Below are 13,511 nucleotides of genomic sequence, written 5' to 3'. Positions count from 1 at the left end.
CCAGAACCACCAGACGAGCCCGGACCCGCACCCGCAGCCGGATCCAGACGCTCATACTGATCACCAATAACCGTAATGGTACTCCCACCTCCCTGACTACTGAAGTTACGGTTACCGCTGCTCTCATCCGAGTTGGCGACGGGGGTGATCCCAACCATGGTGGTCGCGACGGCGACTGCGATAGCTCCGGACCTCCTGTATATTGCGTTCACGACTTAAGAACCTCCACCTCGCCTACCGTCCATCTTCCGTCTGCGTACCTTATGGCGATACGAAGTCTCTCTTGCGAGATGGCCTCGTTAACAGAAGAGGTTACTGGATCTCCTGAGTACGTCAGCGACTCCCCGGAGCTTATCGTGACGTCTACCTGGTGGTATTCGTATCCGGGGTTGAGGGGGTAGGCCTCGACCTTCTCGAAGGTCTGCTCCCAGGGGTCGGCCCACCCGCCGCTGTCGTGGATCTTCTTGACGTTGCTGACGACGTTGTTGCAGAAGACGCACCGCTGCTCGCTCATGGCCTCGAAGTCCTTGGTGTCACCGGTGACGAAGGCGTACTGGTAGAGCCGGAGGAAGTACACGGCCGCAGCCACGGCCGCCTCCAGACTGTCCTCACCCAGGTTCTCAGGCTTGTCCGGAGGCGGTGTGGCCAGGGCCGCCTCACGCCTGGCCGCCAGGTCCGGCCCCAGGGCCGCGTCACGACTGGCCCGCGCACTGGCCGACGCAGAGGCCGCCGCCGCCATCGCACTGGCCCCCACCTCATAGGGATCCACACTCGGCGACGCCCCCGCACCAGCCCCGCCAGAGCACCCCACCAGGCCACCGGAGCCCACCAGGACCACCACCAGGACAGGCACCCACGACCGGACCCGCACCATCACGACCCCCTCACACACCCAGGAACACGAGGAACACGAGGAGCGGGCCCGGCGGCACCAGCGCCACCACGACCAACCCCACCGCCAACCAGACGACACACACCACCATAACACCACCACCCAACCCACGCACACACACCACAACCACCACACACCAGAACCCCAGACACCCCCACACCCACACCCCCCAAACCAGGACCCACGTCCCACACCCCACCCGACCCGGCAACCCGGCACCCACCCCGACACCAACCCTAGAGACCCGGCACCCCACCAGACCCCAGGCAGCAACCCAGCCGCCCCCCTCAGGACACGCCCAGGCAAACACACCAACAACCCAGCAGCCCGCCACCAGCCACACCCCGGACCCCGCCCGCAGCACCACCCGGACACCACCAGCCCGCACAACAACCCACACCCGTTCTCACGACAAACAAGTACCGTTCTCGCGAGCAACAAGTACCGTTCTCGCGACGAATAAGTACCGTTCTCGCGGAAGGGCTAGAGAGCTGTCGCCTGTCTTCTAGGCCGGGACCGGGGCCATGCGTCCGGTCTCAGCCACACCCACGGGATCCGCCCGCCCTCTCACCCCAGTCTCAACCGCTCTCAGGATCTGCTCGCCCTCTTACCCCGGCCCAGACGCTGGCTGACTACCGTGGTGATGCCGTCGCGCATGGTGACGCCATACAGGGCGTCAGCTACCTCCATGGTGCGCCGCTGGTGGGTAATGACAATAATCTGGCTGGAGGCGCGCAGCTCGGTGAGGATGTCCAGGAGCCGGCCCAGGTTGGTGTCGTCCAGGGCGGCCTCGACCTCGTCCAGGACGTAGAAGGGAGAGGGCCGGGCCTTGAATATCGCGACCAGTAGTGCCACGGCTACCAGGGACCTCTCCCCGCCTGACAGCAGGGACAGGCGCTTGACCTTCTTTCCCGCCGGACGGGCCTCAATCTCAATGCCCGTGGTCAGCATGTCGTCGGGGTCGGTGAGGACCAGGCGCCCCTGGCCTCCGGGGAAGAGCCTGTCAAAGACCTGCTCGAACTGCTCGGCGGTGTCAGCGTAGGCCGAGGAGAAGACCTCCTGCACACGGGCGTCGATCTCCTCCACGACGGTCATGAGCTCCGCACGTGAGCGCCTGAGGTCAGCCAGCTGGGTGGCCAGGAACCGGTGCCGCTCGGCCAGTGCCGCGTGCTCCTCCAGGGCCAGGGGGTTGACCTTGCCCAGGCGCGCCAGGTCACGCTTGGCCCGGGCCAGGCGTTTGACCTGCTCCGAGCGCACGTAGGGACGGCCCGACGGCGTCGGCCAGCTCCTGTTGCCCGGGGCGGCCCCGGCGCCTCCCGGCCCGCCGGTAGCCAGCCCACCACCCACTGGCCCGCCGGTAGCCAGCCCGTCAGCACCCGGCCCCTCGGCCCCAGCGCCCGGCCCCGCAGCCCCGAGGTCGGACTCCCTGGCCCCGGCACCCGGCCCCCTGGTCCCAGGACCCGCCCCCTCGGCCCCGGGATCAGCCCCGGACTGGTCGGGCCCCCGAGGCTCCGGTTCATCAGAGTCCACCAGCTGGCTGACCTCGGGTACGGGCAGGTGGGGACCGAACTCCTCCACGAGCACCCCGGTCTCCAGACCCAGCTCGCTCAGGGCCCGCTGCTCCAGGGCCTCCAGGCGCGCACGTTGCTCAGCCCGCGCCACCTCCTCACGGTGGGCGGCGTCGGTCAGGGAGGCGATCTCACCCCTGGCCTGGTCAACCTCCCGACGCAGGCGGTGGCTGGCCTCCAGGGCCTGGTCACGCTCGGTCTCAGCGGCGGTTCGCCCGGCGGCGGCCTCCTCCACGCTGGCACGGGCCACGGCGGCAGCATAATGAGCCAGATCACGAACTTGGGTGGCGGTGCCCAGCCGGGCCAGGCGTCGTCGCTCGGCACGGGCGGCCTCGGCACGGGCCTGACGCTCCCGACGGGCCGCGGCGCGCAGGGACTCCGCCCGCCCCCGACCGCTGCGCTCACGCTCCTCAGCGGTGCGCAGCGCCAGGCGGGCCTCGGTCTCACCAGCCCGTGCCTGTCGGGCGGCGTCGGCGGCGCGCTGACGGCCTGACCGGGCCTCCTCCAACGCGGCAGCCGGGTGCGGCCCCTGATCAGCAGCCTCCTCGATCTGGGCCAGGGCTGTCGTGGCCGTGGCGAGCTCAGCGGTACGCCGGGCCGCCTCCTCCTCGGCCCGGGCGACGGCGGCCCGGGCGCGCCCGGCCTCCTGACGTGCGGCGTGGGCGGCGGAGGCCAGGCGGGCCAGGGTCTCGGCCTCGGCGGCGGCCTCGGCGTCAGCCCGGCGCAGGGCCGTCAGGGCGCGGGCGAGCCCCGAGCGCGCCGCCTCCTCCTGGTCTCGCGCGGCCTCGGCGGCGGCCTTGGCGGCAGCCTCGGCGTCAGCGGCGTCCCTGGCCCGTCCGACGGCGTCCTCGTGGGCGGCGGCGAGCTCCAGGACCGAGGCCGCTCCTCCTCCGGCGCCCACCAGCCAGCCGGGGCCCAGGACGTCACCGTCCCGGGTGGCCACCACGGCCTGGGGGTCCGCCTCGCGCAGGGCCTGTGCCGCCGCCACGTCCCTGACCACCCAGCAGCGGTGCAGGAGCGTGGACACCGGCCCGGCCAGGCCGGGGCGGCTGACCGACACCAGGCTGGCCGCAGGCCGGGCTCCGGGCACGGCGGACGGCTCCGCGGGGCCAGAGACGGTAGCGGGAGCGGAGCCGGGCACAAGACGGCCGCCCGGTCCGGCGGGGTCGGTGTCCGGGACCCGTCCGGGCCGGGTGACCTTGACGTCGCCACCCGGCCCAGCAGGGTCACCAGCAGGGTCAGTGGGGGCCGCCTCCGGGGAGGCAGGAGGGGGGTCGACCACGCCGCCAGGAGCTGCCGCCGAGGCGACCACCTCGCTACCGGGGGCGAGACCACCGGCACCGGCCGCGGCAGCCACCTGGGCGACCACGAGCCTCACCGCCCCCAGCTCGGCCCGACGGGCCTGGTCCAGGGCCGCGAGCGCAGCCTGCTCACCGGCCACGACAGCGGCCTCCGCCAACTGCCCCAGGAGGGCGGCGACGGCGTTCTCCCACCCCCGTTCCACGCCCAGGTGGGACGACAGGGGGCCCAGGAGGCCGTCAGCACCCGCCTGGGCTAGGCCCCGGGTGCCGTCCTGGGAGCGCAGGGACAGGGCCAGGGTGTCGCGGCGCGCAGCCCAGGTGGCGCGCTCGGCGGCGGCCTCACGACGCGCCTCGGTGGCGGCGCCGACGGCCTGGCGGGCGGCGGCCAGGGCGGCGGAGGCCCGCTCGTGCTCGGCGGCGGCCCGCTCCTGGGGGCTCGGGGGCCGCTGGTCCGGGTCGGAGGAGGCGGGCAGTCCGCAGGGACCGGGGGCGGACGGGTCCGGGGCCGCCGTCTGGCGGGAAGCAGCCTGGGGGTCCCGGGCGTCCCTGAGGGCGGTCTCGGCGGCGGCCTGACGCTCCTGGGCCTCCCCCAGGGCCGCCCGGGCCTGGTCCAGGGATGACCTGGCGGCCTCGTGGCGGCTGCGGGCGGAGGCCACCCGTCCCCCGGCCCGGGCCAGGGTCTCACGGCGCTCAGCCTCACGACGTGTCAGCTCGGACAGGGCCGACTCCGCGCGGGACTCAGCGGCCTCAGCCTCCAGGCGGGCACCGGTGGCCGCGGTCAGCAGCTGGCGCGCCTGGTCGATAGCGGCCCGGGCCTCGTCCTCGGCGGCGGCCGCCTCCTGGGCCCGGCGCTCCAGCTCCTGGGGGTCGGTGCCCTGGGCGGGGCGGGGTGCGGCCGCCAGGCCCCGCAGGCGCTCAGCGGCCACCTGCTCCAGGGCGCGCAGGGACTGCTCGGCCGCGGTGAGCTCCTCCCAGGTGCGGCTGGCCTCCCGCAGGCGCTGCCCGGCACCGGCCTCGGCCGCGGTGAGCTCCTTCAGGCGGGCGCGGGCGGCCTGCTCGGCCTCCTCCAGGGCGGTACGACGTCGTTCCAGGGCGGCGGTGTCCGCCTCCCCGGCAGCCAGGAGGGCCTGGGCCTGGACGACGTCGTCGGCCAGGAGGCGGGCGGTGGCGTCACGGACCTCGGCCTGGATGGTGCGGGCCCGCCGGGCGATGGCGGCCTGCCGGGCCAGGGGGCCGAGCTGGCGGTTGAGCTCAGCGGCCAGGTCGGTCAGGCGCGTGAGGTCGGCGGCCATGGAGTCGAGCTTGCGCAGGGCGCGCTCCTTGCGTCGCCGGTGCTTGAGGACGCCCGCGGCCTCCTCGATAAAGCCGCGACGGTCCTCGGGGGTGGCGCTCAGGACGGCGTCGAGCCTGCCCTGGCCCACCACGGAGTGCATCTGGCGGCCCAGGCCCGTGTCGCTCAGCAGCTCGGCGACGTCCAGGAGGCGCACGGCGGTGCCGTTGATCTGGTACTCGCTGCCCCCGCCCCTGAAGAGGGTGCGGGCGATGGTGACCTCGGTGTAGTCAATGGGCAGGGCGCCGTCGGTGTTGTCAATGGTCAGGGCGACCTCGGCGCGCCCCAGCGCCGGGCGGGAGCCGGCCCCGGCGAAGATGACGTCGGCCATGGAGCCGCCGCGCAGGTTCTTGGCCCCCTGCTCCCCCATGACCCAGGTCAGGGCGTCCACCACGTTGGACTTGCCGCTCCCGTTGGGTCCCACCACGGCGGTGATACCGGGCTCCAGGCGCAGGGTGGTTGACGAGGCAAAGGACTTGAATCCCCTGATCGTCAACGTCTTGAGGTACACGCCCTCACCTTACCGGGGCCGGGCGCGCCCAGACGGCTGCCGCGGCCCGGCGCGGTTACGTGACGTCCGGGGCAGGGGCACGTCCGGGGCAGGGGCGCAGCCGGCGGCCGCGTAGCCAGCGGCCCCGCGCGGCGGGCACAGCCGGAGCGCACGAGGTGGCGCCACGCGGGCGAGGGCTGGCCCATGCCCGTCCCCGCTCCGGGGGCGGGCGGCTGACCCCGGGAGGGCGAGCACGATCCCCGACCACTTCCAACCGGGTCAGCCGTCCCAGGGCTGACCGACAGGAGGTGGATCTCGCGGTAGCCGTCCCAGGGCCACCCCGCACGGGCGAGGACGACCCCGGACCGGAGGGCGGCTACCAGACCTGGCCCCCGGGTGCGGCCCTCCTCAGCGCGGCCGAGGCGGGCCAGGACAAGCTCCTCCTGCAGGAGGATGTCCTGACGTGGTGACGTCGTTACCATAACGACCGTCCCACGAACCTAATCCCGGAGAGATCATATGATCCGTGTTACCAGTCTTACCAAGGACTATGGCACCCTCAGAGCCCTCGACCACCTTGACCTCCATGTTGACGACGGTGAGATCGTAGGTTTTGTGGGAGCCAATGGTGCGGGCAAGTCCACTACCATGCGTATTATTATGGGCTCCCTGATTAGCGACGAGGGCGAGGTCCTGTGGATTAAGGACGGTCAGCAGGTCCCCATGGACGCCTATCACCGTCGCCTGGTGGGATACATGCCTGAGGAAAGGGGCCTGTACCCCAAGATGAAGGTCGCGGACCAGCTGACCTACCTCGCCCGCCTCCACGGCCTGAGCCGCCACGAGGCCACCAGCGCCGCCAACGGCTGGATGGAGCGCCTGGCGGTGGAGCAGCGGGCAGGGGACGAGGTCCAGAAGCTCTCCCTGGGCAACCAGCAGCGGGTCCAGCTCGCTGCGGCCCTGGTGTCCGACCCCGAGCTCCTGGTCCTGGACGAGCCCTTCTCCGGCCTGGACCCGGTGGCCGTGGACGTCATGAGCGAGGTCCTGCGCGAGCGGGCGCAGGCCGGGGTCGGGACCCTGTTCTCCTCCCACCAGCTCGACGTCGTCGAGCGGCTGTGCGACCGGGTGGTCATTATCCGCTCCGGGAAGCTCGTGGCCGACGGCACCGTGGCCGAGCTCCAGGCCAGCGCCGGGCTGCGCTGGCAGGCCACCATCACGCCGTCCGCCGGGGTGCCCGCCCGGGCCCTGGAGGGCCTAGAGGACGCGCGCACGCAGTCCCACGCGGACGGCAGGGTCACCGTCAGCGCCGGGGGCGCCTCGGAGCAGCCGCTCCTGGAGGCGGTCCGCCCCCTGGGCACCCTCCACCAGCTCGGCCCCGTCCGCCACTCCCTGACCGAGATCTTCCGGGAGGTCCTGGCCGCCCCCGCCGCGGGTACTCCGGCGGACCCCGCCCCCACCGCCCCTGCCACGAAGGAGGACCGCGCATGAGCGCCCAGGCCATGACCCGCAGCCAGGAGATCCGGCTCGTCGCCGGGCGGGAGCTGCGCACCTACCTGTTCAAGAAGGCCGCGGTCATTACCAACCTGGTCCTGCTGCTCCTGACCGTGGGCGGGATCGTGGTGGTGGGGCTGCTCACCGGCGGGGACAAGGAGCCCTACCGCCTGGGGGTCCAGGCCGACGCCGCCACCATCACCGCCCTGGCGCCCGCCCTGGAGAAGGTGACGGCCTCCAACGGCCAGCCCCTGGAGGTCAGGGACCTGGCCGGGGCCGACGCCCGGACCGCCCTGGGCGAGAGCACCCCCGAGGACAGCCGCCCTGACATGGTCCTGGTGACCGGGCAGGCCCCCGCCCTCCTGGTGCAGGAGACGGCCGACGAGCAGGTGGTGGCCGGGGTCACCTCCGTCCTCCAGCAGGCGGTGCTGACCCGCAGCGTCACCGAGCTGGGCGGGGACCCGGGCACCGTGAGCACCGCCCTGGCCTCGGCCGTGCCCAAGGTGACCGTCCTGGAGCCGCCCACCACCGACCAGGCGGGCTTCGGGCAGCGCTACGCCGTCCTCCAGGTGGTCAACATCCTCATGTACATGGTCATCCTCATCGGGGGCCAGGCCATCGCCGGCGGTGTGGTCACCGAGAAGGGCTCGCGGATCGTGGAGATCCTCCTGGCCTGCGTGCGCCCCACCTCCCTCCTGGCCGGCAAGATCCTGGGGATCGGCTGCGCCGCGACCCTGACCACCGGCGCCATCGCCGTTATCGCGGCGGCCACCGCCAAGGTCATGGACGTGCTGCCCGACCTGGACGTCAACCTGGACGCCACGGTGGGCTGGATGCTGGCGTGGATGGTGGTCGGGTTCCTTCTGTACGCGGTCCTGTTCGCGGCGGTAGCCTCCCTGGTCAGCCGCCAGGAGGACCTGACCACGGTCACAATGCCCCTGATCCTGACCATCGTGGTGCCCTACGTCCTGTCCTTCTCCATGGTGAGCGACCCCCAGAACACGCTCTTCCGGGTGCTGGCCTACCTGCCGCCCTTCGCCCCCTTCCTCATGCCCGCGCGCATGACCATCGGGGTCTCCTCGGTGGTCGAGCAGCTCGCGGCCCTGGGCCTGGCGGTGGTCACCCTGCCGCTGCTCATGCGCCTGTCGGCGACCGTCTACACCCGGGCCGTGACCCGTACCGGCAGCCGGGTGCCCCTCAAGGAGGTGCTCGGGCGCAGGGCCAGCCGGTAGGTCCGGCCCGGTAGCGGGGTGCGAGGGGCCGCGTCACACTGGCAGGTGGCGCGGCCCCTCCTCCCCGGTCCGGCTCCGGCCCCGACCCGAGCCCCTGGGTGCACCGTGGCAGCTGCACGCACCGGGCCAGCCACGCCCTGCCCACCGGGTCCTGGGTGCGCCAATGGAGCTGGTGCGTCCGCGCACCCCCAGCCCGGCAGCCTGGGCTGAGCCCCTCTCTCCCCCGGCCCGGCCAGCCCGCCGGGTCCTCTGGACCCGGAGCCCGAGCCCGGCTCTGGCCCGGCAGCCTGGGCCCTCAGCCGGCCACGAACCGCCCCATGAGCCGCGCGACGGTGTAGACCGGGGCCCCGGCCGCCAGGACCGGGACCAGGGCGCTGGCCACCGCCGCACGCCCCCCGGGCACCCAGCGGTAGGCCCACAGCACCCGGTTGGCCACGGCCATCATGACCCCCGCCATGAACCCGACCAGGAGACAGGCCGCCGCCGACTGGAGCGCCTCGGTGAGCCCCGTGTGCCCCGGGCCGAAGAAGCCCACCGCCGCCAGCAGGCCGCCGACCAGGCCCGCCACCAGCGCCGGGAGCGTCATGGTCAGGGTCTCCAGGACCCCGGCACGCACCTCCAGGACGGTCAGCAGCGCCCCGGTGACCAGGGCCAGGGCGCAGGGCACGGTCACCGCCGGGTGGGCGCCGCTGGTCCCCAGGGCGCACCAGGCGGCCCCCGAGACCACCACCAGGTTGCCGGTCACCGTGGCGGAGAGGTCCTCCACCAGGTCGGGGCGGCCGTCCTTGCGCAGCATCTGGCCCACAAAGGCCAGCAGCACGCTGAAGGCCATGACCACGGCCGCGGCCCCGTAGTCCTCCCGGAGGGTCACGGCGACGGCGGCGGCCACCCCCGTCAGCCCCACCACCACGGCGGTGCCCCAGTCGTGGCGGGCGCGCACCAGCGCCGACCACCCCTGGGCCATCAGCGGCACGAGGACCAGCACCAGCACCAGCCGGGCACGCGACGGCAGGGAGGCGCTGGCCGCCAGGAGGACGGGGGCGAGGCTGGCCGCGGCCAGACGTGTCCACGAGGGGTCCACCAGCCCCGGTACCACGGGGTCGGGGGCGTCGTGGCCGGTGGCGTAGGTGCCTTCCTGAGGTGTACTGCTCACGCGTCGTATCGTCCCACACACACAGCCGCGATACGATCTGTCCGGGGCGCACGGGGTCCTCGGCTCACGCCTGCGAGGAGACCGTCCCGCCCTGACAGCACACCCTCCTCGGAAGGAGCGTCATGAGGATCATCATGTTCACGCCTCTGTCCGACGCTGCCAAGGTCCTCCCCGCCACGTCCTTCCTCGACGCCCACATCGAGTGCCTCCCCGCCGTCCCCTCCTCCTACGCCACCGCCGCCGACGCCGACGTGGTCCTCCTGGACGCCCGCGGCGACCTCGTGCGGGCCCGCGCCCTGTGCCAGCTCCTGACCGGCCCCATGAGCTGCGGGCCGGTCATGCTGGTCCTGGAGGAGGGTGGCGCCGCCGTGGTCCAGGCGGACTGGGGGGCGGCGGACTTCGTCCTGGCCGGGGCGACGCCGGCCGAGCTCTCCGCCCGCCTGCGCCTGGTCCGGCGGGTGGCCCAGGCGCCCCTCCCGGTGGACGAGGACCGTATCGAGGTCGGTGACCTGGTCATTGACACCACCGCCTACACGGCCCGCATCCGCGGCTCGATTATCGACCTGACCTACAAGGAGTTCGAGCTCCTCAAGCACCTGGCCCTCAACCAGGGGCGGGTCCTGACCCGCCAGACGCTCCTCCAGGAGGTCTGGGGGGAGGACTACATCGGGGGCTCACGCACGGTGGACGTCCACATCCGTCGTCTGCGCGCCAAGCTGGGCACCGAGCACGACCACCTCATCGGGACGGTGCGCAACGTGGGCTACCGCCTGAACTCCCCCGAGGAGGAGGACTAGGCGCACCGGGCGTCGGCGCAGGAGCCCGCCGGGAGACCACATACCGGGAGCCCACGTACCGAGACGGCCGCGCACCGGCGCCGCACCGCACGTCGTGCCCCTACGTGTCCTGAAGCGAGAACGCAGCGAGAACGCCGGGCCCGACCGGAGGTAGTCGGGCCCGGCGTCTAGCTGGGGACGTCGGGCCGCAAGAACGCCAGTCGGCGCTTAAAGGCCGCTCGTGGCGGCTGTGTGTGGAGCCCGGGGCCCATAGCGACCCGACGTCGGGGTACACCATACCCGACGTCCGCGCCCTGTAGCCCCGCTGCGGGTCCCGGAACAAGGAGAGCTACCTCTCGCACTGCCCAGGGCCCTAGCGTCCCGGGCCTGCCGGACCCGGAGCGTCGCGCGCCTGCCGGCCAGGCCGGCCAGTAGGTGGCACGGGCCCGCGCTACCGGCCGGACCTGCGGGAACGTGACCAGACCAGCCACTGGGCCACCGCACCGCCCCCGACCACACCGCACATGACGTACCAGGACGGGGAGGCGTCAACCGGGGCCGCCACCCAGTTCCAGGCCTCGGCGGACCCGTAGGGGGAGCCGAACCAGACCAGGAGGAAGACGCCCGCCAGGGGCAGCACCCAGCTGAGGGACTCCCGCAGGAGCGCGGAGGAGAGCAGGGCCAGGCCCAGCCAGGTGAGGGTGGAGCGCAGGGAGGTAAGGGCCGTGTGGCCCCCGTCGGCGCTCCCCAGCAGGTCCGCCCCACCCAGCAGGGCCGTGCAGACCAGGGCGGCGGCCGCGAGGTGGAGCCAGCGGGCCCTCGCCACCACCCCGGAGGCGCCGTCCAGGAGCGGCAGGGGCGAGGCCAGTGAGCTCACGACGCAGGAGGAGGCGAGGGCCGCCAGGACGAACCGGTAGGGCATGCTCGCCGGGTGCTCCGCCGACCCCAGGGAGAGGACCCGGCCGCCCACGAGCGTGCTGAGGACGGCGAGGAGGACCAGCACGACCGCGAGGACGTGCAGCCTCCGGGAGCGCAGGTAGAGCCGCACCGCGCTCACCCGCACCGGGCTGCCATGAGGCCGGTCATGGTGTCCACGCGCTGTCCGGCCCAGGCCAGGCGCACCGCCTGGTCCGCGCGCCACACCTGGGCCACCTCCGCGCCGTCCACCCCGGTGGTGTCGGCCATGCTGCGCGGGGCCTCCTGCTGCTGGAGCTCAAGGAGGAGGAGCGCCCGGAGCTGGAAGTAGGCCCCCCAGAACCTCTCCGCGGCCACCGGGTCGGCCTCGTCGGAGGGCACGCAGGCGGGGTCGGTAATGAGCGAGGAGGCGAGCTCGCCGGCCAGGCTGGAGGCCACGAACCAGGACCCCTCCCCGGCGATGACGGTGCGGACGCCGCCGGGGATCCCCGAGGCGGTGAGACGGGAGGTGCCGGTGAGCCCGTAGACCTGCCCCACGGCGTCGGCCCGCTGCGCCAGGGCCGTGAGCTCGGGGAGGTAGACGGCCTGCTCCGGCCAGACGCAGACGTCGATCCGGGTCTGCGTGCACACGGTGGTGGTGGGCACCCTGTCGGTGGTCATGACGGTGCCGGGCAGGACGGTGGGCAGGGCCAGGACGAGGGCGGCCGCCGCCGTCAGCACCGCCCCGCGCCTCCCGGCGGGACTGAGCGGGTAGGTGCTGCCGGAACGGCGGGCGGCCAGCCGGCCGACGAGCCAGGGGACCGCCAGGGCCGCGCCGAGGACCAGCACGGTCTCGCCCAGGGCCCCGAGCACCCCGCTGACCGCGATACTGATCTCCGGGGGCCCGGAGAGGATGACGCGGGTGAGACGGCCCGCCGGCGGCAGGTCCGAGCCGGGCAGGGTGAGTACGATCCGCAGGAAGACCAGCATGACGGAGGTCACCGGGGCGAACCACAGGGGTCCCGGCACGCGCCCCAGGAGGTGCCCGCAGGCCACGGCCTCGGCCGCCACGCACAGCGCGAGGACGACGTAGCCGGGCCACAGGAGGCCCTGCGGCGCCCCGGCGGCCAGGTTGACCACCACGGCGGTCACGCAGCCGCAGGCCACGACGACGCCGGCCGCGACCACCTGGACGCCCAGGAGGGGCGCGGCCCAGGGCGGGCGGGGCGCCGCCCACCGGGTGCTGCGGCGGCTCACCTCCAGGGCGGTGAGCCCCGCCAGCGCGGGGGCGGTGAAGATGAGGGGGCTGAGGACGGCCGCGCTCGCCTGGGGCCAGACACCGCGCCAGCTGCTGACCTGGCTGAGCATAATGGCGACGTGGGCCAGGGCAATCAGCGGGCTCAGCCGGAGCAGGAGGCTGCGCCGGGCCTCAATGCGCAGGACGTCACCCATGGCTGTGCCCTCCCTGGTCCGGGTCGTCGGCCAGGACGCTCATGTAGGCGCGCTCCAGGACCGAGTCCCCGGGGGCGTCGGGAGCCGCCCGCTCCTTCAGCTCGGCCACAGTGCCCCGGAAGCGCTCCCGGCCGTGGTCCAGGACGAGGACCTGGTCGGCCAGGACCGCGACGTCCTCCACCAGGTGGGTGGACAGGACGACGGCGGCCTCGGCCAGCTCCGAGACGAGCTGGCGGAACTCGATGCGCTGGGCGGGGTCGAGGCCGACGGTGGGCTCGTCGAGGAGGAGGAGCCGGGGCCGGGAGACGATGACGGAGGCGAGCATGGTGCGCTGGACCATGCCCCCTGAGAGGGTCTTCATCCTCCGTGAGGCCACGTCCGCCAGGTGCACCCGCTCCAGGGCCTCCAGGCAGGTGGCCCTCCTGCGGGCCCTGGGGACGCCCTTGGTCCAGGCCGCGTACTCCACGGTCTCCAGGGCGGTGAAGGAGGGGAGCCACTGCGGGTGCTGGGGCAGGTACCCCAGCACCCGCTGGGCCGCTCGGGCGTCTCGCGTGCTCCGCACCTCGGTCCCGGCCAGGGCCACGCTCCCGCTGCTGGGCGCCAGGAGGCCGCTCATGACGGACATGAGCGTGGTCTTCCCCGCCCCGTTGGGCCCCAGCAGGCCCAGGACCGTGCCCGGTGCGATGGTCAGGGAGAGCGGGCACAGCACCTGCCGTGAGCCGAAGGAGCGGGTCACCCGGGTGAGGCCGAGGACGGCGGGGTCGCGAGATGCCATGGTTCAGCCCCAGTAGCTCACCCAGCCGGTCTGGACACCCCGCCAGGCCTGACCGCGCTCAAGGACGCCCCTCGTGCCGACAGGCAGGTAGTGCGTCCTCCGTACGTCTTGTTGAAACTCCATCGCCCTCTCCTCGTTCCTGGTTCTTATGCTATAG

10 protein-coding genes are annotated in these 13,511 nt (G+C 73.3%); 4 read left to right on the top strand and 6 right to left on the bottom strand.

Annotated elements, in window-relative coordinates; all coding sequences use genetic code 11:
• Window positions 1-208: 208 nt before the first annotated feature.
• Together JJJ15_RS09945 and JJJ15_RS09940 are read right to left on the bottom strand one after the other, a co-directional pair.
• Window positions 209-769, bottom strand: a complete 561-nt coding sequence (locus tag JJJ15_RS09945) for a DUF6318 family protein (RefSeq protein ID WP_200510628.1) — start codon at window positions 767-769, stop codon at window positions 209-211.
• Window positions 770-1,480: 711 nt separating this feature from the next.
• Window positions 1,481-5,602, bottom strand: a complete 4,122-nt coding sequence (locus tag JJJ15_RS09940) for an AAA family ATPase (RefSeq protein ID WP_200510627.1) — start codon at window positions 5,600-5,602, stop codon at window positions 1,481-1,483.
• A gap of 287 nt (window positions 5,603-5,889) precedes the next feature.
• Here JJJ15_RS09940 and JJJ15_RS09935 point away from each other — a divergent pair, with 287 nt between their 5' ends.
• From JJJ15_RS09935 to JJJ15_RS09925, 3 genes are read left to right on the top strand one after another with little or no spacing between them, the layout of a single operon-like run.
• Window positions 5,890-6,051 (top strand): hypothetical protein, encoded by a 162-nt coding sequence (locus tag JJJ15_RS09935; protein ID WP_200510626.1) that lies wholly within the window; start codon window positions 5,890-5,892, stop codon window positions 6,049-6,051.
• Between the two features lie 49 nt (window positions 6,052-6,100).
• Entirely contained in the window at window positions 6,101-7,069 is a 969-nt protein-coding gene (locus JJJ15_RS09930) for an ATP-binding cassette domain-containing protein (protein ID WP_200510625.1), read from the top strand.
• Entirely contained in the window at window positions 7,066-8,304 is a 1,239-nt protein-coding gene (locus JJJ15_RS09925; protein ID WP_200510624.1) for an ABC transporter permease, read from the top strand. The genes JJJ15_RS09930 and JJJ15_RS09925 overlap by 4 nt, the downstream gene beginning before the upstream one ends.
• Before the next feature lie 295 nt (window positions 8,305-8,599).
• Here the strand turns inward: JJJ15_RS09925 and JJJ15_RS09920 are convergent, their stop codons facing one another.
• Window positions 8,600-9,457: a tellurium resistance protein TerC gene (locus JJJ15_RS09920; RefSeq protein WP_246742013.1), complete on the bottom strand. Its 858-nt coding sequence runs from the start codon at window positions 9,455-9,457 to the stop codon at window positions 8,600-8,602.
• 122 nt (window positions 9,458-9,579) lie between these two features.
• Here JJJ15_RS09920 and JJJ15_RS09915 point away from each other — a divergent pair, with 122 nt between their 5' ends.
• A complete protein-coding gene (locus JJJ15_RS09915; protein ID WP_200510623.1) occupies window positions 9,580-10,254 on the top strand; it encodes a response regulator transcription factor in 675 nt (224 codons plus the stop codon).
• Window positions 10,255-10,684: 430 nt separating this feature from the next.
• On the opposite strand, the gene JJJ15_RS09910 is transcribed toward JJJ15_RS09915, so the two are convergent.
• From JJJ15_RS09910 to JJJ15_RS09900, 3 genes are read right to left on the bottom strand one after another with little or no spacing between them, the layout of a single operon-like run.
• On the bottom strand, window positions 10,685-11,290 hold the full coding sequence (locus JJJ15_RS09910) for a hypothetical protein (RefSeq protein ID WP_200510622.1): 606 nt from the start codon (window positions 11,288-11,290) through the stop codon (window positions 10,685-10,687).
• Window positions 11,287-12,579 carry a hypothetical protein gene (locus tag JJJ15_RS09905; RefSeq protein WP_106110495.1) on the bottom strand — a complete coding sequence of 431 codons (1,293 nt, stop codon included), beginning with the start codon at window positions 12,577-12,579 and terminating at the stop codon, window positions 11,287-11,289. The genes JJJ15_RS09910 and JJJ15_RS09905 overlap by 4 nt, the downstream gene beginning before the upstream one ends.
• Window positions 12,572-13,354 (bottom strand): ATP-binding cassette domain-containing protein, encoded by a 783-nt coding sequence (locus JJJ15_RS09900; protein ID WP_200510621.1) that lies wholly within the window; start codon window positions 13,352-13,354, stop codon window positions 12,572-12,574. The genes JJJ15_RS09905 and JJJ15_RS09900 overlap by 8 nt, the downstream gene beginning before the upstream one ends.
• Window positions 13,355-13,511 lie beyond the last annotated feature (157 nt).

It is taken from the genome of Actinomyces sp. HMT897 (genome assembly GCF_016626125.1).
GTDB lineage: Bacteria > Actinomycetota > Actinomycetes > Actinomycetales > Actinomycetaceae > Actinomyces.
The sequence above is the reverse complement of the archived record's forward strand: the minus strand, read 5'-3'. Positions and strand labels throughout refer to the sequence as shown.

Bases quoted from the DNA above. Each gene is read 5' to 3' on its own strand.
- JJJ15_RS09930 (WP_200510625.1), top strand. From the start codon at position 6,101: ATGATCCGTGTTACCAGTCTTACCAAGGACTATGGCACCCTCAGAGCC.
- JJJ15_RS09925 (WP_200510624.1), top strand. From the start codon at position 7,066: ATGAGCGCCCAGGCCATGACCCGCAGCCAGGAGATCCGGCTCGTCGCC.
- JJJ15_RS09915 (WP_200510623.1), top strand. From the start codon at position 9,580: ATGAGGATCATCATGTTCACGCCTCTGTCCGACGCTGCCAAGGTCCTC.
- JJJ15_RS09905 (WP_106110495.1), bottom strand. From the start codon at position 12,579: ATGGGTGACGTCCTGCGCATTGAGGCCCGGCGCAGCCTCCTGCTCCGG.
- JJJ15_RS09900 (WP_200510621.1), bottom strand. From the start codon at position 13,354: ATGGCATCTCGCGACCCCGCCGTCCTCGGCCTCACCCGGGTGACCCGC.